18 protein-coding genes are annotated in these 26,444 nt (G+C 75.2%); 13 read left to right on the forward strand and 5 right to left on the reverse strand.

The window, feature by feature from the left end:
• Positions 1-293 precede the first annotated feature (293 nt).
• Both ABZ836_RS02180 and ABZ836_RS02185 read left to right on the forward strand, forming a co-directional pair.
• Complete coding sequence (locus ABZ836_RS02180) at positions 294-2,063, forward strand: SDR family oxidoreductase (protein WP_361138393.1); 1,770 nt, start codon at positions 294-296, stop codon at positions 2,061-2,063.
• Positions 2,064-2,397: 334 nt separating this feature from the next.
• Positions 2,398-2,790 carry a hypothetical protein gene (locus tag ABZ836_RS02185; protein ID WP_356137092.1) on the forward strand — a complete coding sequence of 131 codons (393 nt, stop codon included), beginning with the start codon at positions 2,398-2,400 and terminating at the stop codon, positions 2,788-2,790.
• On the opposite strand, the gene ABZ836_RS02190 is transcribed toward ABZ836_RS02185, so the two are convergent.
• Complete coding sequence (locus ABZ836_RS02190) at positions 2,780-4,237, reverse strand: PLP-dependent aminotransferase family protein (protein ID WP_361138396.1); 1,458 nt, start codon at positions 4,235-4,237, stop codon at positions 2,780-2,782. The two genes, ABZ836_RS02185 and ABZ836_RS02190, sit on opposite strands and share 11 nt — an antisense overlap.
• Here ABZ836_RS02190 and ABZ836_RS02195 point away from each other — a divergent pair.
• Complete coding sequence (locus tag ABZ836_RS02195) at positions 4,236-5,132, forward strand: DMT family transporter (protein WP_356137095.1); 897 nt, start codon at positions 4,236-4,238, stop codon at positions 5,130-5,132. The two genes, ABZ836_RS02190 and ABZ836_RS02195, sit on opposite strands and share 2 nt — an antisense overlap.
• Positions 5,133-5,253: 121 nt before the next feature.
• Here the strand turns inward: ABZ836_RS02195 and ABZ836_RS02200 are convergent, their stop codons facing one another.
• Positions 5,254-6,087 carry a restriction endonuclease gene (locus tag ABZ836_RS02200; RefSeq protein ID WP_361138400.1) on the reverse strand — a complete coding sequence of 278 codons (834 nt, stop codon included), beginning with the start codon at positions 6,085-6,087 and terminating at the stop codon, positions 5,254-5,256.
• A gap of 257 nt (positions 6,088-6,344) precedes the next feature.
• Between ABZ836_RS02200 and ABZ836_RS02205 the strand changes: the two genes are divergently transcribed.
• Both ABZ836_RS02205 and ABZ836_RS02210 read left to right on the forward strand, forming a co-directional pair.
• Complete coding sequence (locus tag ABZ836_RS02205) at positions 6,345-8,432, forward strand: MMPL family transporter (protein ID WP_356137180.1); 2,088 nt, start codon at positions 6,345-6,347, stop codon at positions 8,430-8,432.
• Positions 8,433-8,478: 46 nt separating this feature from the next.
• On the forward strand, positions 8,479-9,276 hold the full coding sequence (locus tag ABZ836_RS02210) for a GNAT family N-acetyltransferase (protein WP_361138403.1): 798 nt from the start codon (positions 8,479-8,481) through the stop codon (positions 9,274-9,276).
• A 414-nt stretch (positions 9,277-9,690) separates the two neighbouring features.
• Here ABZ836_RS02210 and ABZ836_RS02215 read toward each other — a convergent pair whose 3' ends face one another.
• Together ABZ836_RS02215 and ABZ836_RS02220 are read right to left on the reverse strand one after the other, a co-directional pair.
• Positions 9,691-11,202: a von Willebrand factor type A domain-containing protein gene (locus ABZ836_RS02215; RefSeq protein WP_361138406.1), complete on the reverse strand. Its 1,512-nt coding sequence runs from the start codon at positions 11,200-11,202 to the stop codon at positions 9,691-9,693.
• 406 nt (positions 11,203-11,608) lie between these two features.
• The gene (locus ABZ836_RS02220; RefSeq protein WP_361138410.1) at positions 11,609-12,952 is read right to left on the reverse strand and encodes a glycoside hydrolase family 18 protein; all 1,344 of its coding nucleotides are present in this window, start codon (positions 12,950-12,952) and stop codon (positions 11,609-11,611) included.
• Between the two features lie 560 nt (positions 12,953-13,512).
• On the opposite strand from ABZ836_RS02220, the gene ABZ836_RS02225 reads away from it, so the two are divergent.
• From ABZ836_RS02225 to ABZ836_RS02255, 7 genes are all read left to right on the forward strand, one after another.
• Positions 13,513-15,081, forward strand: coding sequence for a S8 family peptidase (locus ABZ836_RS02225; RefSeq protein ID WP_356137104.1), 1,569 nt, complete (start codon positions 13,513-13,515; stop codon positions 15,079-15,081).
• 195 nt (positions 15,082-15,276) lie between these two features.
• Positions 15,277-16,665 (forward strand): DUF4190 domain-containing protein, encoded by a 1,389-nt coding sequence (locus tag ABZ836_RS02230; RefSeq protein ID WP_361138413.1) that lies wholly within the window; start codon positions 15,277-15,279, stop codon positions 16,663-16,665.
• A 376-nt stretch (positions 16,666-17,041) separates the two neighbouring features.
• Entirely contained in the window at positions 17,042-17,794 is a 753-nt protein-coding gene (locus tag ABZ836_RS02235) for a GntR family transcriptional regulator (protein ID WP_356137108.1), read from the forward strand.
• Between the two features lie 252 nt (positions 17,795-18,046).
• Positions 18,047-18,247 carry an SPOR domain-containing protein gene (locus tag ABZ836_RS02240; RefSeq protein WP_356137110.1) on the forward strand — a complete coding sequence of 67 codons (201 nt, stop codon included), beginning with the start codon at positions 18,047-18,049 and terminating at the stop codon, positions 18,245-18,247.
• Between the two features lie 24 nt (positions 18,248-18,271).
• Entirely contained in the window at positions 18,272-18,679 is a 408-nt protein-coding gene (locus tag ABZ836_RS02245; protein WP_356137112.1) for a (deoxy)nucleoside triphosphate pyrophosphohydrolase, read from the forward strand.
• A 65-nt stretch (positions 18,680-18,744) separates the two neighbouring features.
• Positions 18,745-19,215, forward strand: a complete 471-nt coding sequence (locus ABZ836_RS02250; RefSeq protein WP_356137114.1) for an ATP-binding protein — start codon at positions 18,745-18,747, stop codon at positions 19,213-19,215.
• A gap of 188 nt (positions 19,216-19,403) precedes the next feature.
• Positions 19,404-22,040 carry a SpoIIE family protein phosphatase gene (locus ABZ836_RS02255; protein ID WP_361138419.1) on the forward strand — a complete coding sequence of 879 codons (2,637 nt, stop codon included), beginning with the start codon at positions 19,404-19,406 and terminating at the stop codon, positions 22,038-22,040.
• A 61-nt stretch (positions 22,041-22,101) separates the two neighbouring features.
• Here ABZ836_RS02255 and ABZ836_RS02260 read toward each other — a convergent pair whose 3' ends face one another.
• Complete coding sequence (locus ABZ836_RS02260) at positions 22,102-23,886, reverse strand: hypothetical protein (protein WP_361138422.1); 1,785 nt, start codon at positions 23,884-23,886, stop codon at positions 22,102-22,104.
• Between the two features lie 353 nt (positions 23,887-24,239).
• Between ABZ836_RS02260 and ABZ836_RS02265 the strand changes: the two genes are divergently transcribed.
• Positions 24,240-26,405, forward strand: a complete 2,166-nt coding sequence (locus ABZ836_RS02265) for an ABC transporter family substrate-binding protein (RefSeq protein WP_361138554.1) — start codon at positions 24,240-24,242, stop codon at positions 26,403-26,405.
• Positions 26,406-26,444 lie beyond the last annotated feature (39 nt).

Consider the following 26,444-nt stretch of genomic DNA (forward strand, 5'->3'; position numbering starts at 1 on the left):
GGTCACCCCACCGCCCCGCAGTGGAGCCGTTCGTCCGGACTATTGACAGGAAATCAAAGAAATCTACTGTTGAGTAACCGTCAATGGGCGGATCACCGGCCTCCTGCGCCCTCCAGGAGCTGCCGTCCGCGCCGCGCCGACGAGGGCGCCTGCTGCGACATCGACGTCCGAAACACCGCCGTTCCCGTGACGAAGGCGAGACTTCTCTCCATGAGCAGGATCGAAGCACGGCCCCGCGCGTCCCTCGCCGGAACCCCGGCCCTCACCGCCGCGGCGGCCGGGGCGGTGGGCCGATGAGCGCCGTCCACGAGCCGCGCGTCACCCGGGTCCGGTCCGGCGACCTCTCCCTCGCGGTCCACGAGCAGGGCGACCCCGCCGCGCCGACCGTGCTGCTGGTCCACGGCTACCCGGACACCCACCGCGTGTGGGACGACGTGGCCGCCGACCTCGCCGCCGACCACCACGTGGTGCGCTACGACGTCCGCGGCGCGGGCGACTCCGACGCCCCCGCCCGCCGGGACGGGTACCGGCTCGCGCTGCTCGCGCAGGACCTGTTCGCGGTGGCCGACGCGGTCAGCCCGGACCGGCCGGTGCACGTCGTCGCCCACGACTGGGGGTCCATCCAGTCCTGGGAGGCCGTGACCGACCCCCGGGCCGCCGAGCGCATCGCCTCCTACACCACCCTCTCCGGGCCCAGCCTGGACCACATGGGCCACTGGCTCCGCGACCGGATGCGCAGGCCCACCCCGCGCCACCTGCGGCAGCTCTCCTCGCAGGCACTGCACTCCTGGTACATCTACCTCTTCCACCTGCCGGTGGTCGCGCCCGCCGCCTGGCGGTTCGGGCTGGCCCGCAACTGGGGCACCGTGCTGCGGGTCCTCGAGGGCGTCCCGCCGCGCCCCGGCCATCCGCACGGCACGCTCGCCGCCGACGCCGTGCGCGGCATCCAGCTCTACCGCGCCAACATGCTGCCCCGGCTGTCGAAGCCGCGGCGGCGCCCCACCTCCGTCCCGGTCCAGGTGGTCACCCTCACCCGGGACAACTACGTCAGCCCGGCCCTCACCGAAGGGCTCGAGCAGTGGGCCCCGTCCCTGTGGCGCCGCGAACTGCCCGCCACGCACTGGTCGGCGCTGCTCGGGAAGGGCCCCGTCGTGGCCGGCATGATCCGCGAGTTCGCCGCCCACCACGAAGGCGCGCCCGCCACCCCCGCACTCGCCAAGGCCCGGCAGGGCCGCCCCGACGCCCGCACGGGCGAGTTCGCCGACCGCCTGGTCGTCGTCACCGGCGCCGGCAGCGGCATCGGCCGGGCCACCGCCCTCGCCTTCGCGGAACGCGGCGCCTCCCTCGCCCTGTGCGACGTCGCCCCGGACGGGCTGGAGCGCACCGCCGAACTCGCCCGCCTGCTCGGGGCCGAGGTCACGGCCCACCGCGTCGACGTCTCGGACGGCCCGGCGATGAGCGCCTTCGCCGAGAAGGTCGCCGCCGAACAGGGCGTGCCGGACATCGTGGTGAACAACGCGGGCGTCGGCCACTCCGGCACCTTCCTGGAGACCACCGAGGAGGAGTGGCAGCGCGTCCTCGACGTCAACCTGTGGGGCGTCATCCACGGCTGCCGGGTGTTCGGCGCGATGATGCGGCGGCGCGGCCAGGGCGGACACATCGTCAACGTCTCCTCGGCCGCCGCCTACCTGCCGTCCAAGATGCTGGCCGCCTACGCGACCAGCAAGGCCGCGGTCTTCATGCTCTCCGACTGCCTGCGGGCCGAGCTCGCCGCCGAGCGGATCGGCGTCAGCACGATCTGCCCCGGCGTCGTGCAGACCGACATCACCCGCACCGCGACCTTCTCCGGCCTCGACGCCGACGCCCAGGCCGCCCGGCAGGACCGGTTCACGGGCCTGTACGCCCGCCGCGGCTACCCGCCGCACAAGGTGGCCGCGCAGATCCTGCGGGCGGTCCGGCGCCGGCGCCCGGTCGTCCCGGTCACCGTGGAGTCCAAACTGGCCCGCGTCACCAGCCGGCTCGCACCGGCCGCGATGCGGTGGGGCGCGCGCATCGGGCTCTGACCGCGGCAGGGCGCGGTGGGGGTGCGGGTGGCCGGCGGTGGTGCGCCGGTGCGGTGGCGGTACGGGAACGGGCGTTCCGCACCGGCGCGGGCGTACCCTTCCCGAGGGGCGATTCCCGGTCGTCCCGGCCCCGGCCGGACCGGGGTCCGGGGCGGTCCGGAGACCGTCGGCGGGACGGCCGACGGCCCCGCCGACGGCCTCCGAGCCCTGGCCGGCAGGTGACCACATCGCGCCGGTCGGCGGAAAAGCGGTGGGCCCCCCACGCGCCGGCCGGGAAGGCTGCCGCCCGCGTACGAGTGCCTACCGCACTCGCGACCGGAAGGGGGAACAGCGCATGAGGACCGACCGGAGGCCGAAGGCCGCGGTGACCGTGGTGGCGGGTCTCGCCCTGACGCTGGGCGGCACCACGTCGGCGTCGGCCGCGACGGCGATCCCGATCGACGGCCGCGGAACGGCGTACTGGCAGGCCGACCCGAGCGGCGGCATCCCGGGCGACGCGCTGCGCGTCTGCGACACCAGGGCCGACGGGTATGCCGTGCGGGCCACGCTCACCACCTACTCGCACGTGACCCACTCCCGCGAGGTGAACACCTCCGGCCACACCGCCGGTCACTGCACCTCCTGGAGGACCGGCGACCTGCCGGAGGGCACCAAGGTGATGATCTCCACGCAGTACGGCACCGGCGGCGACTGGGTGGCCGCCGACATGGCCTACCTCACCGCCTGACCCACGCGTCCGCCGCCCGGGCCAACCGCTGGACGCCCTCCTCCAGTTGGGCCGTGCCCGGGGTGCTGACGTAGCTGAGCCGCAGGTGCGGCGCGGGAGGCTCGGCGGCGAAGTAGGCGGCGCCCGGGGTGACGGCCACGCCGAGGCGGAGGGCGCCCGCCGCGACGGCGCGCTCGTCGACGCCCTCCGGAAGGCGCAGCCACAGGTGGTACCCGCCCTGGGGCGGGCGCGCCGGCAGCAGGGCGGGGAGCCGGGCGGTGAGGGCGGCCAGCAGGGCCGCGCGCCGGTCGCGCAGCGCGGCGGCCAGCGCGCGCAGATGGCGCGCCCAGGCGGAGGAGCCGACCAGTTCCAGGGCGGTCTCCTGCAGCGGCCGGGGCACGAACAGGCTGTCCACGGCGTGCACCGCGCGCAGCCGCTCCAGCGCGGGGCCGCGCGCGGTCAGGGCGGCGACCCGCAGGCTGGGCGCGGACGACTTGGTGAGGGAACGGATGTGGACGACCACCCCGTCCGGGTCCTCCGCGGCCAGCGGCGGCGCCGGCACGGGCGAACCGGCGTGCACCAGGCGGCGGGCGAAGTCGTCCTCCACCACGAAGGCGCCGGCCCGGCGCGCGACCCGCAGCACCTCGGCCCGGCGGGGCCCGGACAGCACCGCGCCCGTGGGGTTGTGGAAGAGGGGCTGGCACACCAGCAGACGGGCGCGGGTGGCGGCGAAGGCGTCGGCCAGCAGGTCGGTGCGGATCCCGTCGGCGTCCACCGGGACCGGCACCGGCCGCAGCCCCGCCGCCCGCGCCACGGCCAGGGTGCCCGGATACGTCGGGGACTCGACCAGCACGGGCGACCCCGGGGCGGCCAGCGCCCGCAGCGCGCAGGTCAGCGCGCTCTGGCCGCCGGAGGTGATCAGCACGTCGGAGGCGCCCAGCGGGCCGGAGGGGCCGCCGATGTCCCGGGCGAACCACTCGCGCAGCTCGGGCAGCCCCTCCACCGGGGGACGCGACCAGGTGCCGGGCCGCCGCCCCGCCCGGGCCAGGGCCGCGGCGAGGGCGCGCTCCGGCTGCAGCGAGGCGTGCGGATAGCCGCCGCTGAGGTCCACCACCTCGGGCGGCGGCGCGGACAGCGTGGCCAGCACCCCCGAGGCGTCGGCGGCACGCGGTCCGGCGTCCACGGCGGGGTGCGGCGGAGCGGCGCTCAGCGCCACCTCCTGCCACGACACGTCGCCGAGCGGAGTAGCGGTGGGCGGATCGACGGCCTTGAACACCCCGGCGCCCGGCCGGGCGACCACCAGCCCCTCGGCCGTCAGCACGGCGATCGCCCGGGACACCGTCACCGGACTCACCTGGTGGCGGGCGGTCAGAGTGCGGCTGGAGGGGAGCTTGCGGCCGGGCGGGCAGTGTTCCAGCTCGGCCCGGAGGAGCGCGGCCAGCCGTTCGACACTGCTACCGTTGTTCATGACAGCACAGGATAGCGCTACTCGGATCTCCGCGGCGGACTTCCGCAGCGGTACTCTCCCCGCCGCCCTCGGCGTGGTCTCGTTCTCCCTGAGCTTCCCGGCCACGGTGTGGGCGCTGGACGGTTTCGGCCCCTGGACGGCCACCGGTGTGCGCGGACTGCTGGCCGGACTGCTCGCCGCCCTCTGCCTCCGTCTGGGCCGGGTGCCGGTGCCCGCCCGGGAACACCGGGCGGCGCTGCTCACCGTGGCCGGGGGCTGTGTGGTGGGCTTCCCCCTGCTGACCACGCTGGCGCTGGAGACCACGTCCACCGCCCACTCCGCCGTGGTCATCGGCGTGCTGCCGCTGGCCACCGCCGTGATCTCCTCCGCCCTCACCGGGCGGCGTCCCTCCCGTGCCTTCTGGACGGCCGCCGGGGCCGGCGCCGCCGCCGTGCTGGTCTTCACGCTGGCGCGGAGCGGCGGCCTGCCCACGGTGGGGGACCTCCACCTCTTCGGCGCGCTGCTGGTCTGCGCCGCCGGCTACGCGCAGGGCGGGCGGCTGGCGGCGCACATGCCCGGCTGGCAGGTCATCGCCTGGGGCCTGGTCGTCGCGCTCCCGGTCTCGGCGCTGGTCACCGTGTGCGCGCTGCCGGTGGAACCGGTGCGGCCGACCGCCGAGGCGCTGGTGGGGCTGGCCTATGTCGCCGCCGTGTCCCAGTTCGGCGGCTTCGTGGTCTGGTACCGGGGGATGGCCGTGATCGGGGTCCCCCGCGCCAGCCAGCTCCAACTGGCCCAGCCGCTGCTGACCCTGGGATGGGCGGTCGCGCTGCTCGGCGAGGACCTGCCGCCGCTCGCCCCCGCGACGGCCCTGGTCGTCCTCGCCTGCATCGCCGCGACCCAACGGGTGCGGGCCTGACGGCGGCGGGGGCCGCACGGCGGCGCGGGCCTGCCGGCGGCACGGGTGCGGGACGGCGACGGCGACGGCACCGGCGTGCGTCGGTGGTGGTGTGCGCCGGTGGTGGTGGTGTGCGCCGGCGTCAGGGCGCGACCGCGCCCCACGGCGGCGGTCCGCTGCCCAGCGTCCAGGCCAGCAGGGCCTCCCGGTCCACGCAGAGGATCCCGCACTGCTCGGCGTACTCCAGCGCCGGGGCGGTGAAGTCGCTGGTGGTCACCAGGGCGGCCAGGTGCGCCTCGTGGACGGTGAAGCAGGTGCCGCCGAAGCGCTGGAGGTCCTGGCTGCCGACCTTGTTGGTGGCGCAGTAGCGCTTGCACTGCAGGACCATCCGGCGGCCGTCGGGGGTGACGGCGAGGACGTCGGCGCCCAGGTCCCCGGCGCCGCCCACCACCTCGACCCCCGTGCAGCCGTCCCGCTCGCACAGGGCGGCCACGGCCTGCTCGAACTCGTCGCCGTCCAGCGCGTCGTAGTCGGGGACGGGAGTGTCCCGCGGGTCTGGCGGAAGGACCACGGTGGGCCCGGTCGCCGTGGACGACGTCACGGTGGACCTCGAAGACGCCGCCGTCCCCGAGGCCGCCGCGGAGGCCGCCGCGGGCACGGGCTCCGGCTCCAGTTCCTCGAGCGCCGTCTCCGTCGCGCGGTCCAGCGCGTGGACGGTGGTCCGGGCCAGCCGCGCCACCGAGGCCCGGCGCCGTCGGCGGCGCACCGCGAGGAACACGAAGACCGCCAGCAGGGCCAGCACCGCGATCCATCCCGGTCGCCGCCCCACCGCCCCGGCGGCCACCCGGGCGGCCAGCCCGATCATCAGGACCAGCACCGCGAGCAGGCCGAACTGCATCGCCGTCGAATGGAGATCGAAACGGCGGCGCCGCCGGCGGCGTGCCGCCGGGACCCGTTCACCGGGCGTCGTGGTCATCCGGTCCCCTCCTCCTGCCGTCCGGTGTGCACCGGTGCCGCCGGTCGGTGCTCGTCGTCGGGCGTCTACCCAGGTGACGCCGTTTCACCGAACGCGTGTTCAGGGGGTACTTCCGGAAGGTGAACGCGCCCGCGGGCCGGGGCCGGGTGCCCGGGGGCGGAATCGGGGGGATGGGGCGCGCCCACCGGGGCACCGGGCACCTCGGACCGTAGGCTCCGCGCAGGGCGGAAGGCCGCACGGCTCAGCGGAGGCAACGAATCATGCAAGCAACCCGCCGGTGGCGCCGGCTCGTCCCGGTTCTGCTGGTGGTGGTCGTCTGGCTGCTGGCGGGTGGGTTCCTCGGCCCGTACGCCGGCAAGCTCAGCGGCGTCGCCACCAACGAACAGGGCGCGTTCCTCCCGGAGAGCGCCGAGTCGACCCAGGTCGCCGAGCTCCAGCGCGAGTTCGAGCGGGACCGGACCGTCCCGGCGATCCTGGTGTGGGTCGCGGAGGACGGCCGGGTCACCCCGCGGCAGCGCCAGGAGGCGGACCAGGCGCTCGCCGAGGCCGCACGGACCCCCGGCGTGGTGTCCGGCACCCCCGGCGAGGCGCGGCTGATCCCCTCCGAGGACGGGCGGGCGCTCTCCGCCGTGCTGCCGCTGGAGTCGGCCGGCGAGGACCGGACCGAGGAGGCGGTCGCCACCATCCGCGAGGCGGCGGGAGAGGCGGAGGGGCTGCGGTCGTACGTCACCGGGCCCGCCGCCACCCAGGCCGACCTCGCCGACGCCTTCGCCGGGATCGACGGCATCCTGCTCCTGGTGGCCCTCGTCGTGGTGCTGCTGATCCTGCTGGTCGTCTACCGCAGCGTGCTGCTGCCGCTGGTCGTGATCGTCACCGCGGTGTTCGCCCTCGCCCTGGCCTGCGCGGTGGTGTACGCCCTGGCCCGGCGGGACGTGGTGACGGTCGACGGGCAGGTGCAGGGCATCCTGTTCATCCTGGTCATCGGCGCGGCCACCGACTACGCCCTGCTGCTCACCGCCCGCTTCCGGGAGGAACTCGCCCTCGGGCACGAGAAGTACGCCGCGATGCGCACCGCCTGGCGGCAGACCGCCGGCGCGGTCACCGCGAGCGGCCTCACCGTCGCCCTCGGCCTGCTGGCCCTGATGATCAGCGACCTCTCCAACAACCGGGCGCTCGGCCCGGTCGGCGCGATCGGCGTGGTCTGCGCGATCGCCGCGGCGCTCACCTTCCTGCCGGCCGTGCTGGTGCTGCTCGGCAACGCCGCCTACTGGCCCACCCGCCCCGCCTCGGCCAAGCAGAAGGCGCGTCGGGAGCACGGGCTGTGGCACAAGGTCGCCGACCTCGTCGACCGGCGCCCGCGCCGCATCTGGGTCACCGCCCTGGTCGGCCTCGCCGCCTGCGCCGCCTTCTCGCCGCTGCTCGACGCCAAGGGGACGCCGCTGGACGAGATCTTCGTCAACGACGCCCCCTCCGTCTCCGGACAGCAGGCGCTCGCCGAGCACTTCCCGGCCGGCTCCGGCAACCCCGCGGTCATCGTCGCCCGCGCCGACCGGACCGAGGAGGTGGTCCGCGCCGCCGCGGCGACCGAGGGCGTCAGCCGGGCCGTGCCGGTCACCACGGAGGGCCCCGGACGCGGCGAGCCGCTGGTGGTCGACGGCAAGGTGCGGATCGACGCCACGCTGGACGACGCCGCGGACAGCGACGCCGCGAAGCAGACCGTCCCCCGGCTGCGCGAGGCCGTGCACGCGGTCGAGGGCGCCGACGCACTGGTCGGCGGCTACACCGCCCAGCAGTACGACACCCAGGCCACCGCCGCCCGGGACCGCACGCTGATCGTCCCGGTGGTGCTGGCGATCATCCTGCTCATCCTGGTCGTCCTGCTGCGGGGCCTGCTGCTCCCGGTGCTGCTGGTGCTGACCGTGGGGCTCAACTACCTGGCCACCCTGGGCATCACCGCGCTGGTCTTCCGGTACGGGTTCGGCTTCACCGGCACGGACGCCTCGGTGCCGCTGTACGGATTCGTGTTCCTGGTGGCGCTGGGCGTGGACTACAACATCTTCCTGATGACCCGGGTGCGCGAGGAGTCGCTGCGGCACGGCACCCGCGAGGGCATCCGCACCGGGCTCGCCGCCACCGGCGGGGTCATCACCTCGGCCGGCGTGGTGCTCGCCGCGACCTTCGCCGCGCTGACCGTGATCCCGCTGGCCTTCATGGCGTTCATCGCGTTCATCGTCGCCTTCGGCGTGCTGCTGGACACGCTGGTGGTGCGCTCGCTGCTGGTTCCGGCGCTGGCCCGGGACCTGGGGGCGCGGGTGTGGTGGCCCAACCGGTCGATGCGGCCCTGACAATTCGGTTGCCGGGGCGGGACCCGGCCCCCCAGAGTCGGGCCCCATGGATCACACCACGGCCCTGCGGGCCTACGACACCCAGCTGCGTACCGAGGCGGAGACCGCCGCCGCCCTCGCCGTGACCCGGCTGGGCCCGCTGCACCTCGCCCTCTACGAGGGCGGCCGCGGTTTCGTCACCTACCAGGACCTCGGCGGGGCCGACGCCGCGGAGGTGCGGCGCCTGGTCGCGGGGGCGGTCGAGCACTTCCGCGCGGACCCGGCGGTGCGCGAGGCGGAGTGGAAGACGCGGGGACACGACCACGCGCCCGGTCTGCACGAGGCGCTGCTGGAGCACGGGTTCGTGCCGGACGAGCCCGAGTCGGTCATGATCGGCGACGTCCGGGCGTTGGCCGGGCAGGAGCCGCCGCTGCCCGAGGGGGTGACGCTGCGGCGGGTCACGGCGGAGGCGGACGTGCGGGCCATGTGCGCGATGCAGGCGCGGGGGTTCGGGCACGGCGACGCCGACCGGTCCGCCGCGGAGCTGCTGCGGAGGCTGGCCGCCGGCGAGGACCTGGAACTGTGGGTCGCCGAGACGGACGGGCGGGTGGTCACCGCCGGGCGCCTCGAGCCCGTCGCCGGGACCGAGTTCGCCGGCATCTGGGGCGGGGTCACCCTGCCCGAGTGGCGGGGGCGGGGCATCTACCGGGCCCTCACGGCGGCGCGGGCCAGGTCCGCGATCGCGCTGGGCAAGCGGTTCGTCCACAGCGACTCCACGGAGTACAGCCGCCCGATCCTGGAACGCTACGGGTTCCTCCGCGTCACCACGACCACGCCGTACGAGTGGACCCGCCCCGGGAAGTGACCCCCGTCGCGGGGCACGCGACGCGCCGCACGCCCGCCGAGCCGCGGGCCCGCCGGGGCGCGGTCCCGCCACGGCGCGGGTCGGCCGGGGGCGCGGGTCCGCCGAGGTGCGGGTCCGCCGCGGCGCACACCCGCCGAGGTGCGGGTCCGCCGCGGCGCACACCCGCCGAGGTGCAGGTCCGCCACGGCGCACACCCGCCGAGGCGCGGGTCCCGTGTGCACGGGGGTGGAGCCCCGGCCCCGCCGGGCGGGGCCGGGCGTCCGCGCGGGCCCCGCGCACCCAGCAGGGCCGGGGCGACGCCTGCGCAGCCCCCGCCCTCGCCGCCGGCCCCGCTCCCGTCCAGCCCCGTCCCGGGCGCGCGCCGCCCGTCGCCCGTCACGGGCCGCCGTCACTCGCCGCCGTCACTCGCCGCCGTCACTCGTCCCCGCGGAGCTCCGCCGCACGGTGGATCGCCTGGGCCAGCTCCTCGACCTGGGGGTCCTCCGTCCGGGAGGCCAGCGTGTCGGCGTGCTCCGCGAGCCCCCGCAGGGTCGGCGTCTCGGGCCCGAACCCGTTCTCGCGCAGCGCCGCCGCGAAGTGCGCCGCCACCGCCGTGACCTGGAACCGCGCGGACGCCTCCCGCACCGAGCCGTGCAGCCGCTCGGTGCTCAGCGAGCGCGACGCCTCGTGCGGCTCGCGCGACGCGGGGTCCAGCCACCGCACCGTGGCCGTGGCGAGCCGCCCGGACGCCCCGTCCTCGAGCCGCACCGCGTACAGGGCCGTGACGGTGTGCCCCGGCCCGACCTCGCCCCCGTCGACCCGGTCGACGCGGAAGTCCTCGTCGGCGATCCTCCGGTTCTCGTAACCGATCAGCCGGTGCTCGGCCACCGTCCGCGGGTCGAACCGCACCTGCGCCTTCGCGTCCCGCGCCGTGAGGTCGACGTTGCGCGGCAGGTCCTCGGAGAACACCCGGTCCGCCTCCTCGGCGGTGGAGACGTACACGGTGTGGCCGTCGCCGCGGTTGGTGAGGCGCTCCATCAGGTCGTCGCCGTACTCGCTGCCGACGCCCACGCCGAAGAGCGTGATGCCGTGGTCACGGCGGGCGTGCGACACCTCCTCGAGGATCGCGTCGGCGTCCGTCTCCCCGGTGTTGGCCAGCGCGTCCGACATCAGCACCACCCGGTTGGTCGCGCCGTCCCGCAGTCCGTCCAGCGCCGCGGTGTACCCGGCCCGCACGCCCGCGCCCAGGTTGGTGGAGGCGTCCACCTCCAGCCGGTCGACGGCCTCGCGCACCCGGTCGCGGTTCCCGCCGAGCCGGGTCGCCGGCAGGATGGTCTCCGCCTCGTCGCTGAACGAGACGAGGGCGACGGAGTCGTCGTCGCGCAGCCGCCCGGTCATCGTGCGCAGCCCCTGCCGCACCAGGTCCAGGCGGCCCTCGTCGGCCATCGAGCCGGAGACGTCCACGACGAAGGTGAGCGCGGCCGGCGGTCGTCCGGCGTCGTCGTCGGCGGGCTCCGGGCGGGTGGCGAGGCCCACCCGCATCAGCGCCCAGTCGCCGTCCCCGGCCCGCGCCCCGTCGACGGTGACCGTGAAGCCGTCGCCGTCGGGACGGTCGTAGTCCTGGCGGAAGCTGTTGACGAACTCCTCCGGCCGGACGGTCGACGGCTCGGGCAGGCCGCCCTCGCTCAGGACGCGCCGGGCGTAGCCGTAGGACGCGGTGTCCACGTCCAGCGCGAAGGTGGAGAGCCGGTCCCCGCCGCGCTCCGACGGGGCGGGCGCCGGCCCGTCCTCCCGGGTGGCGGGGGCGTCGGCGGCCTTCCCGGAGGAGCTGTCGCCGCTCGCGCCGCAGCCGGTGAGCAGCAGCCCCGCGGCGGCCGTCCCCGCGAGGAGGGCGCCGAGCCCCCGCCGCCGCCCGGCGGTCCTGGGCGTGTTCCTGGGCGCGGTCACGTCGCCGGACCTGCCGCCCGTCCTGCCGGACCTGCCCTTGGCCCTGTCACCGGTCCTTGTCCCTGTCCTCGTCCCTGTCCTCGTCCCTGTACTTGTCGTCGTCCTTGCCGCGAACGTCATCTGCCGTTTCCCCCTCGGATGTTCGGCGCGGACGGCGCCGGTTCCTTCCTGGCGCCACTGTGACGCCCGGGCGGCGGGGAACGTGCGTGACGGTCTGTTGCGCTTCGGTATCGGACCGGACACACCGCGCCGGACCCGTGACCGCGCCGTGAGCGGCGGGTGATGTTCCGCCCTCCCGCGGTCGCGAACGCCCCGCGGAACGCGGTCAGGGCCGCCCGCGGAACGCGGACAGGGCCGCCCGCGCCCCTGCCGAGGGGGTCGTGGGCGGCCCTGCCGCGTCGGCCGGTCAGCCGTTGAGGCCGGCGTCCAGTGCCTTGATCAGCTCGCCGTCGGCGGTGTCGCCGTCCAGCGACCAGATCATGGCGCCGCCGAGCCGGCGGTCCTTCACGTACTCGGCCTTGCGGGCGAGCACCTGCGGGTCGTCGTAGGTCCACAGCGTGGTGCCGTCGAAGATCCAGGCGTGGCCGTTCCGCCGGTCGCGGTGCACGGTGAAGTCACCGGACTCCACGAGGGCCTTCAGCTCCTTGTAGTCGCCGTACCCGTTGGCCCAGGTGGCGGGGGCGGGCCCGGCCGCGGGCTGGCCCAGGCCGTCACCGCCGCCGGTCACGCCGGTCCAGCCCTGGCCGTAGAAGGGGACGCCCACCACCAGCTTGCGGGCGGGGGCCCCGCGGTCCAGCCAGGCCTCCACGGTGCCGTGGACGCTGAAGTCGTCGTCCGCGAACAGCGCCGACTGCTGGTTGGCGACCGGCTCGCCGCTGACGTGGAAGTCGTAGCCCTGGAGGGTCACGAAGTCCAGGTTCCGCATGATCTTGGGAACCTCGAAGCCGGCGTCGATCTTGGACTCGGCGGTGGGGACGAACGCGGACAGCTCGTAGTGCCGGTGCTTGCGCTTGCCCAGGGCGTCGAGCTGCTTGCGGAACTCCGCGACCAGCTTGGTGAAGTTCTTCCGGTCCTCGGGCCGGAAGACGGTGTCCACGTCACCCTCGGAGCCGGGCCACTCCCAGTCCAGGTCGATGCCGTCGAAGACGCCGGCCGCCGAGCCCGGACCGCCGCGACCGCTGTCCGCGGGCAGGTTGCCCTTGATGTAGAGGTCGATGCAGGAGGAGACGAACCGCTTGCGGGAGGCGTCGGTGCGGGCCGCGTCGGAGAAGTGGGTCGACCATGACCAACCGCCGAGCGAGATCATCACCTTGAGGCCGGGGTGCTTCTGCTTCAGCTTCTTCAGCTGGAGGAAGTTGCCCGCCAGGGGCTGGTCCCAGGTGTCGGCCAGTCCGTCCACGGAGGTGGCGGCGTCCAGCGGCCGCACGTAGTCCGCCCAGGCGTCGGCCTCGCCGGGGATGTTCCCCATGAGGCACTCGCCCTGCGGACTCACGTTGCCGAAGGCGTAGTTGAGGTGGGTCAGCCGCTCGGCGGCGCCGCTCAGGTCGATGTCCTGAACCTGGTAGTCGCGCCCGTAGACGCCCCACTGGGTGAAGTAACCGACCTGACGGAGCGTGTTCTTGCCGTGCGCCGACGAGCCGGCGGTGGCGGACTGGGGAGCGGCGGACGATGCCGGGGCGAGCCCGACGACCAGAGCGAGGGCGGAAGCGACAACTCCCGCCGAAGAGAGGAGTCTTCGAGGCAGACGCATGCCCGGACGTTATTGGTCTGGACCACAAGGGTCAAGGGTCGGTCGGTGAACAGGTGCGCGGAGCGCAGGAGTTGGGGTCGCCCGGTGCCGCGGGAGCGGCCGGGTGGCAGTCACCCTGCGTGACGGACCGGCGGGAGGGCGGCTGTGGGGGCGGCGGTGTCCGAAAGGTGTACGTCGGGCGTCCCGTAGGGGTTCGTGCCTGGTCAGACGGAGTGCCGGGGCTGCCCGCAAAGGGGATGGGAGGCGCGCTTCGGCGGCTGTGCGGACCGCACTGTGACGCTCGTCTCGTTTACCCAGCGTGTGTGTGCCGTTTGGTGTCGTTGTGTCGTGCCCGTTTGTGAAACGGGTGTTACAGATGCACCAAGCCGCGCCCGGTATGCGCGCAGAGCCTCTTGTGCAATCCGCGTAGACGCTTCAATCTTTCGGCTTGGTGACAGCTGGAGCCGTCGGGGTCGTGGTGACCACGCATTGGCATGCACCTGTCGCCGCGTCCGCCTCGCGGCAGGCGCAACGGTCCCCACACCAGCGCTCCACCCAGCCCTAGCAGGAGGAACTCTCAGATGGCAGTGATGCGGAGCTCCCGTAGCAGAATGCTCGCCGGCGTCAGCGCCCTGGCGGCCGCCGCCCTCACCGGCGGCCTGTTCACCGCGCTCCCCGCGAGCGCGGCGGAGGCCACCGGCACGATCGCCTACGCCAACGCCGAGAACGCGGTCAAGGGCAGCTACATCGTCACGCTGAAGTCGGACACCAAGGCCAACACGGCCAAGGGCAAGGGCGTCGCCGAGAAGCACGGCGCCGAGGTCGAGAAGACCTTCCGCAAGGCGGTCAACGGCTACACCATCGAGGCCACCGAGGCCGAGGCCGCCAAGCTGGCCGCCGACCCGGCCGTCGCCCTGGTCGAGCAGAACCGCACCTTCACCACCCAGGCGACGCAGACCAACCCCACCTGGGGCCTGGACCGCATCGACCAGACCTCGCTGCCGCTGAACAGCTCGTACACCTACGACGACACGGCCGGCGCCGGCGTCACCGCGTACGTCATCGACACCGGCGTGCGCATCTCCCACAGCGACTTCGGCGGCCGCGCCCGCAACGGCTACGACGCGGTGGACGGCGACAACGTCGCCCAGGACGGCAACGGCCACGGCACCCACGTCGCCGGCACCATCGCGGGCACCACCTACGGCGTGGCCAAGAAGGCCAACATCGTCGGCGTCCGCGTGCTCGGCAACGACGGCTCCGGCACCACCGCCGGCGTGATCGACGGCGTCGACTGGGTCGCGGCCAACGCGGTGAAGCCGGCCGTCGCCAACATGTCCCTCGGCGGCGGCGCCTCCACCACCCTGGACGCCGCGGTGCGCCGGGCCATCACCTCCGGCGTGACCTTCGCGGTCGCCGCGGGCAACGAGTCCGTCACCGCCACCGGTTCGCCGGCCCGCGTGACCGAGGCCATCACCGTCGGCGCCACCACCAACACCGACGCGCGCGCCAGCTACTCGAACTACGGCTCGGTGCTGGACATCTTCGCCCCGGGCTCGTCGATCACCTCCGCCTGGTACACCGGCGACTCGGCGACCAACACCATCTCCGGCACCTCGATGGCCACCCCGCACGTCGCGGGCGCCGCGGCCCTCTACCTCGCCGACAACCCGTCGGCCACGCCGGCCGCCGTCGCCTCCGCGCTGATCGCCAACTCGGTCTCCGGCAAGGTCACCAACCCGGGCACCGGCTCCCCCAACCGCCTGCTGTACGTCGGCACCGGCGGCGGGACCACCCCGCCCCCCGGCAAGTCCTTCACCAACGACGCCGACTACACGATCCGCGACAACACCACGGTCGAGTCGCCGATCACCGTCAGCGGCGTGACCGGCAACGCGCCGTCCGCCCTGCAGGTGCCGGTCAACATCGTCCACACCTACATCGGTGACCTCCAGGTCCAGCTGATCGCCCCCGACGGCACGGCCTACACCCTGAAGGCGTACGGCACCGGCGGCTCCACGGACAACATCAACACCACCTACACCGTGAACGCCTCCTCCGAGGTCGCCAACGGCACCTGGAAGCTGCGGGTCAGCGACAACTACGCCGGTGACACCGGCTACGTCAACAGCTGGGGTCTGACCTTCTGATCCACCGTCGGCCGGGCGCCCGCGCGTCCTGACCGGTACCTCCCTCTTCCCCGCCCCGCCCCCGTCACCTCGCCGTGACGGGGGCGGGGTCGTTCGGCGCGCCCCCGGGCCCGGCCACGCCGTGGGAAAGGCCGTTCGAATAGCATGCGGTCCTCACGGACCGACCTGACACACCCGCACGAGGAGCGCAGCTCAGTGGCCACCGAACCACCCACCCCGCCGAACCCCGGCGGCGCCGACGCCGAGGGCCCGGACGCCACCGCGCAGACGCCCCCGACGGTGTCCTTCGCCAAGTCCCCGACGGACCCGGCGCACCAGGCCGTCCCGGCCGAGTCGCCGCAGCCCGGGGCGGTTCCCGACCCGTGGGCGCCGCCGCAGCCGGGCAGCGTCCCGCCGCCCGCCGCTCCTCCCGCGGCCCCGCCCGCCGGCGGTTTCGGGCCGCCGGTTCCGCCCGCCCCGTACGGCGCCGCGGCCCCCTACGGCGCCCCTCAGGGCGTCCCGTACGGCGGGTTCGCCCCGCAGCCGCCGGTCAGCGGGCTGGCCGTCACCTCGCTGGTGTTCGGTGTCCTGTGCTGCGTCCCGCTGTTCGGCGTCGTCTTCGGCGTCGCCGCCCTGGTCCGGATGCGCAAGCAGCCGCAGCGCGGCAAGGGCCTGGCAATCGCCGGCATCGCGCTCTCCGCCGTCGGCTCGGTCCTGCTGGCGCTCGCCCTCGCCACCGGCGCCTGGGGGGAGTTCAGGAAGGGCTTCAGCGAGGGCATCGAGGAGGGCGTCCGCGAGGCCAACGTGACCGCGTCGCTCGAGCCGGGCGACTGCTTCGACGAGCCGGGCATGCCGGAGGACGCCGCCGAACTGGAGCGGTACGAGGTCGACGACATCCGGGAGGTGGACTGCGCCGCCCCGCACGACGGCGAGGCCTTCGCACGCGTCGACCTCCCGGCCGGGGCCTACCCGGGCGAGGACGAGGTGGTCGAGTCCGCCGACTCCATCTGCTCGAAGGAGATGACCTCCTACAGCAAGGACGCCTGGCGCCTCTTCCAGCACGCGTACGTCACCTACTTCTACCCCGCGGCGGACAACTGGGCGGTGGACGACCGGAGCATCGTCTGCGTCTACGCGCCGCTGGAGACCGGTGAGCGGCTGACCGGCGAACTGCGGCAGGACAAGGCGGACTTCGACGCCCAGCAGCTGGCCTACCTGGACGCCGTGGGCAAGGTCAACGCGGCCCTGGTCCGGACGCCGTTCGACGCCGTGGAGGAGGACCTGGAGGGCTACCGGAAGTGGGCGGGCGACGTCTCCGACAAGCTGGCCGGCGCCGCCGAGGCGCTGCGCGCGCACGACTGGAAGCCGGACGCCGCCCCGCTCGCCGCCTCGCTCGCGGACGAGATCGACGCCGCCCGGGGCGACTGGAAGAAGCTGGCGGGCGCCGACGACACCGACGACTTCTACCTCCGGTGGGGCGAGGCAGACTCGGCCCTCACCGACGGGGCCGGGAGCGTCGCCGACCTGCGCGAGCACCTCGGCCTCGGCGTGGAACGCCCGGACGCGGCCGAGTTCGAGTACTTCTCGGGCGCCGGTCTGCTCTGACCCGACCCGACCCGACCCGACCCGCCCGACCCGCCCGACGCGACCCGACCCGACCTGCCCCGCCTCGCCTCGCGGGCCCCTCGCCCCCGCCGTGGTCCTCCGCGGCGGGGGCGAGGGCGTCCGGCGGCGGTTCCGCTCCGTGGGACGGGCCGTCCGCGGCCGGTGCTGCCCGCCCTTCCGACGGCCCCGAGCGGCATCCCGCCCGCAGTCCGGCGACCGACTGAACCGCCCCCGCGCCGGGCAGGATCTGCCCGTCCAGAGCCAGGTCAACCGTGGTTCATCACTTCGGGTGAAACGCTGGCCCGTGCTTGCGTGTGGCAACTCACCGTTGCCACTCTGTGGCTGCCTGTACACCCTCAAGGAAGCGGAGCGGCCAGTGACATTCGGTGAGCAGCCGGCGTATCTGCGCGTCGCGGGTGATCTCCGGAAGAAGATCGTCGACGGTTCGCTCCCGCCGCACACCCGTCTCCCCTCCCAGGCCCGGATCCGCGAGGAGTACGGGGTCTCGGACACGGTGGCGCTGGAGGCGCGCAAGGTGCTCATGGCCGAAGGGCTCGTCGAGGGCCGCTCCGGCTCCGGGACCTATGTGCGCGAGCAGCCCGTGCCGCGCCCGATCGCCCGCTCCGGCTACCGTCCGGCGGGCGGCGCCAGTCCGTTCCGCCAGGAGCAGGCCGACGACCGGGCGCGCGGGACGTGGGAGTCCCGCAGCGAGCAGGCCGACGCGGAGCCGGCGGTCGCCGAGCGGCTGGCCATCGAGCCGGGGGACCGGGTGATGCGCACCCGGTACGTGTTCCGGGAGGCCGGTGAGCCGATGATGCTCTCCACCTCCTGGGAGCCGCTGTCCCTGACGGGGCGTACGCCGGTGATGCTGCCGGAGGAGGGCCCGCTCGGCGGCATGGGCGTGGTCGAGCGGATGGCCGGGATCGACGTGGTGGTCGACAACGTCACCGAGGAGGTGTCCGCCCGCCCCGGCCTGGCCGAGGAGCTGCTGGAGCTGGGCGGGGTGCCCGGCCATGTCGTGCTGGTCATCCGCAGGACGTTCTACGCCTCGGGGCGGCCCGTGGAGACCGCGGACGTGGTGATTCCGGCCGACCGGTACCGCGTCTCCTATCACCTTCCGGTGCGGTAACTCCCTTACCGGCCACGGTGGGCGGGCTGTCGCAGGCGTCGGATTTCGGACGACCTGGGGGCGTGCGTCCCGCTCCGTGGTGCGGGAGCGCCAAGGTCAGGCGCACGCCGAAGGGGGGCGTGCGCCCCCTTGGCGTGGCCGGTTGTCCTGCCTCTTCGCGGTAAGTCGTGTTCGCTGCGTGAAGGTTGGGCGTACGCTCGGGCATATGCGTACAGCGGTTTCATCCGCGGGGCCGGCACTCGGAGAGGCGCGATGAACGACGGCACGATCACTCTGCCCTGGCAGGTCATCCGCCAGGACGACAACGGCAACCGCTACCGGGTCGGCCAGTACGCCACGCGTGCGGAGGCCCAGAAGATCGCCGACACCCTCGACTCGCGCGGTCACCAGCAGCTCTACTGGGTGGAGCGGATCGGGGCCACCAGCGCCGCCGGCCCGTCCGGGGCGTCCTGAGCCCGACCCCTTATGCTCCGGCGCATGACCGTTCCCGTCCTCGTCGTCGGTGCCGCCCTGTTCGACGGGGACCGGCTGCTCGCCGCGCGCCGTAGTGCGCCCCCCGAACTGGCCGGGCGCTGGGAGCTGCCCGGCGGGAAGGTCGAGAGCGGCGAGGCGCCCGAGGAGGCGCTGGTGCGCGAGCTCCGGGAGGAGCTCGGTGTGCACGCGCGGGCCGTCGGCCGGGTCCCCGGCTCATGGCCGCTGCGCGACCCCTACGTCCTGACGGTCTGGACCGCCGTCCTGGAGGCGGGCTCCCCGGCGCCGGAGCCGCTGCAGGACCACGACGAGCTGCGCTGGCTCGGCCCCGGGGAGATCTGGGACGTGGACTGGCTGGAACAGGACGTGCCCGCGGTCCGCGAAGCCCTGGCCCACCGCCCGGCCACCGGCTGACCGTATTCCCCGAACATCTCGCCCATGTGGCGGTAATCACACCTTTCGTCCGGGTATGGGCCTCTATGTCATCGACATCGATCGTCCACCGGGCGGTCACGGTCTTCCGGGAGAGGTGGTCGAAGGTGCTCGACATACGGAAGACGCAACACGCCGAGTGGACCCTCCCCTCCGCACCCCTCACCGTGCCCACCGCCCGCTCGGCGGTCTGCGGCAGGCTGGGCGAATGGGGACTGGAAGAGGTGCGGGACACGGTGGCCCTGCTGGTCACCGAGCTGGTCACCAACGCCGTGCGCCACGGTCGCGGCAGGCCCGTCGACCTGCGCGTGTGGGGCCCGGACGAAGGCACCCCGGGCACGCTGCGCATCGAGGTCGACGACGAGGAACCCCTTCCGCCGCGGCGGAAGGAGGACGTGCGGCCCGACGACGAGAGCGGACGCGGACTGATGCTGCTCAGCCACTGCGCGAGGGACTGGGGTGTACGGCCCCGCCGTCGCGGGAAGACGGTGTGGTTCGAGCTTTCGGTGCCCGGGTGAGGCCACCGTTCCGGTCGGGGCTCGAGATCCCTCAGGCCGTCCGACGTGCTCACGGTTCGGGCGGAACCTGGGTGGTTAGGAGACCGGGGGAGTGAAGGACGGTGTCGCACGGCGGCGCGGTGCTGGATACTGCGGGCAGCCGCCCGAGGTGACCGGCCCGGGTGGGTGTGCTGGAGGGGACGGTTCGCGTGGGCGGGATACCACCGAAGGGCCCGGGAGAAGAGGCCCTGGACGTCGACGGCGTGTGGCAGAGCGGGCCGCCCGGATCACTGTGCGACGCGTTGGGGATCGCCTCGTTCTCCCTCGGCCCGGACGGGCTGGTCGACCGGTGGAGCGAACGCGCCGAACAGCTGCTCGGGGTCCCCGCCGAGGCCGCGGTCGGACGCGACCCGGTGGAGATCCTGGTCCCGCCCCGCCTGCGTGACCGCGGCCGCCGCAAGATGGCCGAGATCCTCGACGGACGCGAATGGACCGGTGTCGTCCCCTACCTGCGCCCGCACCGGGACGGCGACGCGCAGGACGGCGAGCAGCGGGGGAACGACGCGCGGGGGAACGACGCGCGGGACGGCGACGCGCGGAGGGGCGACGCCCGGGGGGACGGGCGCGAGGCGCTCGCCGAGATCCACGTGATGCCCACCCGCACCGGCGAGGGCGAGCGCGCCGCGCACTGCCTGGTGCTGGACGTCCGCACCCTCCAGGGACTGGAGGCCGACCTCGCCGCCTCCCAGGCGATCTTCGGCCAGTCCCCGTTCGGCTTCCTGCTGGTCGACACCGACCTGCGGATCCAGCGCGCCAACCAGCGCTTCGCCTCCGTCTTCGGCGGCCGCCCCGAGGACCACCTCGGCAAGGGCGTCCACGACTACCTGTCGCCCCCGGAGGCCGAACGCGTCGCCACCGCGCTGCGCCAGGTCCTCGAGACCGGCCACTCCGTCACCGACCTGCACGTCACCGGCAGCACCGGCGACCCCGCCCAGCCGCGCGACTGGTCGGTCAACCTCTACCGCGTCCACGCCGGCAGCGGCCGCCCGGTCGGCGTCGCCTGGCTCGGCATCGACGTCACCGCCCGCAAGGAGGCCGCCCGCGAGGCCGCCGCGGCCCGCCGCAACCTGCACCTGCTCAACGAGGCCGGCGCCCGCATCGGCAACAGCCTGGACCTGCAGACCACCGCGCGGGAACTGCTCGACGTCGTCGTCCCGCACTTCTGCGACCTGGCCACCGTCGACCTCTACGAGGCCCTGCTGGACGGCGACGACGCCGCGCCCGGCCTCGCCGACGGCAGCGCCGCGCTGCGCCGGGTCGCCTTCGCCAGCGCCGTCGCCGACCTGGCGTTCCCCGCCGACGACGCGCCCCACGAGGTCGGCACGGTGCACCACTACCCGTTCAACTCGCCCGCCGCGGACGCCCTGCGCACGGCCGAGCCGAGGCTGGTGCCGCCGGCCGGCGGACACCGCAGGACGCTCTCCACCCTCGCGGTGCCGATGGTCGCCCACGACACGGTGGTCGGCCTGGTGAAGTTCGCCCGGGTCACGGGCAGCGAGCCCTTCGGCGAGCGGGACCGGGCGCTGGCCGCCCAGCTCGCCTCCCGGGCCGCCGTCTGCATCGACAACGCGCGCCTGTACCGGCGCGAGCACCAGCGGGCGCTGATCATGCAGCGCTCCCTGCTGCCGCCGGGCGACCCCGAGGCGGCGGGGCTGGACATCGCCTGCCGCTACCTGCCCGGCAGCTCCACCGCCGAGGTCGGCGGCGACTGGTTCGACGTCATCGAACTGCCCGGTCACCGCACCGCGCTGGTGGTCGGCGACGTGATGGGGCGCGGCCTGCGGGCCGCCGTGGCCATGGGCGAACTCCGCACCGCCGTCAGGACCTTGGCGCTGCTCGACCTCAGCCCGGCGGAGGTGCTGGGGGCCCTCGACGAGATCGCCCGCGGCCTCGGTTCCCCCGGCCTGCCCGCGCAGAAGAGCGGCCGCACGGCGCGCCGGCCGGAGGGCGCCGACCCGGCCGAGGTGTACCTCGCCACCTGCGTCTACGCGGTCTACGACTCCGTCACCCGGCGCTGCGTCTTCGCCAACGCCGGCCACCTGCCGCCGGTCGTGGTCGATCCGGACGGCCGACCCGGGCGGATGCTGGAGGTGCCGCCGGGGATGCCGCTGGGCGTCGGCGGCGAGCCGTTCGAGGAGGTGGAGGTCGAGCTCCCCGACGGGGCGCTGCTCGCCCTCTACACCGACGGCCTGGTCGAGTCACGCCACCAGCCGCTGGACGACGGGCTGGAGGCGTTCGTCGCCGCGATCACCGACCCGACGCGGCCCTTGGAGGAGGTCTGCGACCAGGTCCTGGGTGCCCTGGACACCCACCACGGCGAGGACGACATCGCCCTGCTGATGGCCCGCGTCCGCGGACTGCCGCGCGACGCGGTGGGCGACTGGACCTTCCCCGCCGAGGCGCGCAGTGTGGGGCGGGCGCGGGACCACACCCGGGAGCAACTGGCCTCCTGGGGCCTGGAGGCGCTGGCCGACACGGCGGAACTGCTGGTCAGCGAGCTGGTCACCAACGCCCTGCGGTACGGCGAGGGCGACATCCGGCTGCGGCTGCTGCTGGACCGGACGCTGGTGTGCGAGGTGTGGGACGCGGGCCTGGTGCAGCCGCGGCGGCGGCGGGCGCGGGACACCGACGAGGGCGGGCGGGGGCTGCAACTGGTGCAGCTGCTCAGTGCGGCGTGGGGTTCCCGCCGCACCCACCGCGGCAAGACCGTCTGGTTCGAGCTCCCCCTCCCCAAGGACGGCACCCCCGCCCCCGACCCCGCCGAGGCCTTCCTCGACCTCTTCTGACCCGGCGTCCGGGGAAGCGCGGGGGGCGGGGGGAGCGCGGGGAGCGGGGGAGCGCGGGCGGTTACGGGGTGATGGGGCCCGGGTCGGCCTCGCGGGGGGTGACCGCGGCGCCGCGGCGGGCGCGGGTGCCGGGGCCGCCGAAGGAGCCGGGCGGCCCCCCGTCCGCGCCGCCGCCCAGCAGCACGCCCCCGAGAACCGCGCCCCCGACGCCGCCGCCCCGCGGCCCGAACGCGTCCCGGTACGCCCGCACGTCCTCCTCCGCCAGCCGCCGCGCCTGCCGCGCCAGACCGTCGGCGTCCCGCGCGTCCTCCGGCGCCCGCTCCTGCACGGCGCGGGCCAGCAACCGGTGCGCCTCCGCGAGCCGGACCCGCGCCCGCACCCCCACCGCCCCCCGGTGCGCGGCCACGTAGTCCTCCGCCGCCGCCGCCGAACACCGCGCCACCAGCACCGCCGCCGGGAACAGCGCGTCCTCCTCGCCCGGCGGCTCCGCCTCCGGCAGCGGCACCGCCGTGGTCGCCGTCCGCACCACCCGCCGCAGCACGTCCAGCGGGTCGCAGGCCCCGTCGTCGACCTCCGCCCGCAGCGCGGCCAGCGGGTCCTTGCCCACCCGGGAGACCGCCGCCGCGAACGCGTCCGGCACCGCCTCGTCCGCCTCGGCCAGCTCCGCCGCCAGCCGGTCGACCCCGTTGACCAGGGCCGCGACCTGGGAGATCGCGCCCTCGGCGGCCCGCAGGTGCATCGCCGCGGTGACCGGGTCGCCCAGGTCGCCGGTCTGCCGGGACCGGTTGAGCCGGCTGGTCGCGAACACCAGCCGCTCCTTCGCGAGTTCGACCTGGCCCGACACCGTCATCACGGCGGACGGCGCGTACCGCGCGCCGATCGCCGCCAGGTTGGCCTCGCACGCCCCGACCCGCCCGGTCAGCGCGCGGAACCGCTGCTCGGCGACGGTCAGCGCCTCGGGGACGCCGGTCCCGTCCTCCAGCGACCGCAGCCGGTCGAAGTCCTCCGCCTCGGCGTCCAGCCGCTGCCCCACCGCCCGGCACCGCTCCAGCACCTCGTGCAGCACCGCGACGCGGCCGGGACCGGGCGCCGAACCGTCGCCGGACGGCTCCCCGGCGTCGTGCAGCAGCGCGAACACCGCCGCGACCTCCGTCTCGGCGGCCCGGACCGCGCGGGCGAAGTCCTGCACCGCCGCGGCCCCGAACCGGGCCTCGGCGAAGCCCAGCTCCTCGCGGCTGGTGCGGACGCAGTCGTCGGCTGCGGCGAGCGCCGCCCCGGCCCGGCCCTCGAGCTCCGGGACGGGGACGTCGCCCCGCGCGGCGCGCGACCGCAGCCGGGTCAGCGCGCCGCCGCCCCGCGCGGTGTCCGTGGACGCCGCCTCCGCGGCCCCGCCGGTGTCCGTGCCGGTGGCCGGGGTGCGGGTGCGGGTCCTGCGGGTGCGGCGCACGTAGCCGTAACCGGCCAGCAGGCCGACCGCCCCGCCGACGGCCACCGGGAGCGCCACGTCGGCCACCGAGGTGGCGGCCCGGTCCTCGGCCGCCCCGAGGACGGTGCCCCCGGCCCCGGCCCCGGTCCCGTCGGCGGCGGGACCCCCGGCGGCCGGAGCGGCGGCAGCGGGGGCGGCGACCGGGGCGGCCACCGGCAGACCTCCAGGCGAGGTCACGGCCGGGGTCGCAGGGGAGGTCGCAGGGGAGGCGACCGGCACGGTCGCGGTGGTGGCCGCGGTGGCGGGCGGGCTCCAGACCGGCGCGGACAGCGCGAGGAGGAGGACGGCGGCGGCCCTGGCCGGCGCGGGGCCGCGGCGGTGGGACCTGGGGCGGGTCGGTGGTGACGGGGTGGGCATCACAGGGGGGAGCGTATGGCCGGGTGCGCCCGTTCGCGACCGGTATGCGGCTGAATCAGGCCAGCTTCCTTCGCGGAGGGATCGCGTGCCGATCGCCGCACCGCGGTGGGTCCCGCGCGAGGACCCGTCCCGTTCGGCCCTGTCCTTGCTCCGGACGGGTGGGATCCGGGGCGAACTGTCGCCGTGTCGTGGGACAGGAGGGGATGCCTCCCCCTTGAGTGAGCCATAAATCTCATCCGTCAATCGGATAAATCGACTCAAGACTCCGTTGCTCGGGCGTGGCTCGGACGTCCGCGGAGCGGCTCGCCCCGGAGGCAGCAGTGACGTACCACCACCGTGTCGGACCGCGCGCCGTCATGCGCCCGGTCGTCTTCCTCACCGCGGGCCTGCTCGCGGTGACCACGCTGTCCGGATGCGGCTCCGGGGAGACGACGGGCGAGCCGCTCGCCGGTCCCGACATCGCGCCCGCCACCCGCGAGCGGATCAAGGACGGCGGCACCCTCCGCTGGGCGGTCGACTCCGTCCCGCAGACCCTCAACGCCTTCCAGTCCGACGCCGACGCCACCACGACCCGCGTCGCCCAGGCCGTCCTGCCGGCCATGTTCCGGCTGGACGCCCAGGGCCGCCCGCAGCGGGCGCCGGAGTACCTGGAGTCCGCGGAGGTGGTGCGGACCGAGCCCAAGCAGGTGGTGCTCTACAAGCTCAACCAGGCGGCGGTCTGGAGCGACGGCCGGGAGATCGCCGCGGCCGACTTCGCCGCCCAGTGGAACGCGCTCTCCGGACGCAACAGCGCCTACTGGACGGCCCACAACGCGGGCTACGACCGGATCGAGAAGGTCGAGCGGGGCCGGAACGACCTGGAGGTCAAGGTCACCTTCGCCCGCCGCTACGCCGACTGGCGCTCCCTGTTCTCCCCGCTGTACCCCAAGGAGGTCACGGGCACCGCGGAGGCGTTCAACAACGGCGCGCGCAACGAGCTCGAGCTCACGGCGGGGCCGTTCACCGTGAAGTCGGTCGACCGCGAGCGGGGCGGCGTCACGCTGGAGCGCAACGGGCGCTGGTGGGGCGAGCCCGCCAAGCTGGACCGGATCGAACTGCGCGCGGTGCCGCGTGAGAAGCGCACCGCGGAACTGGTCGCGGGCAGGCTGGACGTCGCCGACGTGGACGCCGCGCAGGCCCGGCGGATCGATTCCGCGGCCCCCGGCCCGCAGGGCACCCCCGCCCCGGGCGGCGGCTCCGCCGCCCCGCTGATGGGCCCCGGCGCCGCCAGGGCCGGCACCCCGCTGCTGCTCGCCGGCGCGCCCGGCGCCGGCCCCGCCGACACCGCGGACGCCGCCGCCGCGACCGTCTCCTGGGCCGTGCTGCACGGCTCCGACGAGAAGGCCGCCACCGCGGAACGGACGGCGCGCGCCAAGCGGGCCGAGGCGGAGAAGCGGTTCACCGCCGAGCAGAAGGGGCTGAGCAAGTTCGCCGTGCGCAAGTCCCTGGAGCCCGCCTACACCCAGCTCGCGCTCAACGGCTCCGAGGGCCCGCTCGCCGACGAACGGGTCCGCCGCGCGGTCGCCCGGGCGCTCGACCGGGAGGAGCTGGCGAAGACGGTGCTGGGACCGCTGGGCCTGCCTACCGACCCGGTCGGCAGCCACGTCGCCCTCGCCGGGCAGCCGCACTACGCCGACGGCAGCGACGCGCTGGGCGGCCACGACACCGAGGAGGCCCTGGCGCTGCTGGCCGAGGCCGGCTGGAAGGAGGGCGGCCCGGTCGAGGCGCCGCCCACCGGGGCCGCCGGCGCCAGGCCCGCGACCTCGCCCTCCGCCTCGGGCTCCCCCTCCCCCTCGCCCTCCGCCCGGAAGGACGACGGCGACGCCACCTACGTCGTCGGCCAGGACAACAAGCCCGCCCGGGACGCCGGCGAGCAGCAGGGCGGCGGCATGCCGGGCGCGTACGCCCCGCGCGGCACCGCGGCACCCGCCGGGCCGGAGGCCGCCCAGCTCGCCAAGAACGGCAAGCCGCTGTCGCTGCGCTTCGTGCTGCCGGCCGGGCCGGGGTCGGAGTCGCTGCGCACGGTCGGCGACCGGATCCAGCAGATGCTGCGACGGGTCGGCATCCGCACCGAGATCTCCCGCGTGCCGGACGACGGCTACTTCAAGGACCACATCGCCAACGGCCAGTACGACCTGGCGCTCTACTCCTGGCCGGTCTCCGCCTACCCGGCCACCGACGCGCGGCCGATCTTCGCCAAGCCGGTGCCGGCGGCGGACGGCTCGCTGGTGGTCGAGCAGAACTACACGCGCGTCGGCACCGACGAGGTCGACCAGCTCTTCGAGCGGGCGATCACCGAGCTGGACGAGGAGGAGGGGCGGGAGCTGATGCGGCGGGCGGACGAGCGGATCTGGACGGCGGCGGGTTCCGTGCCGCTCTACCAGCGGCCGCAGCTGGTCGCCGCGCAGCGCACGGTCGCCAACGCGGGCGCCTTCGGCTTCCGCACCCCCAGCTACGAGGACATCGGCTTCCTCGCGGGCTGACGGCACCCGTGGCAGGGGCGGGAAAGGGCGGTTGACCTG

The sequence above is a fragment of the Streptomyces sp. NPDC047130 genome (genome assembly GCF_040643475.1).
Classification (GTDB): Bacteria; Actinomycetota; Actinomycetes; order Streptomycetales; family Streptomycetaceae; genus Streptomyces.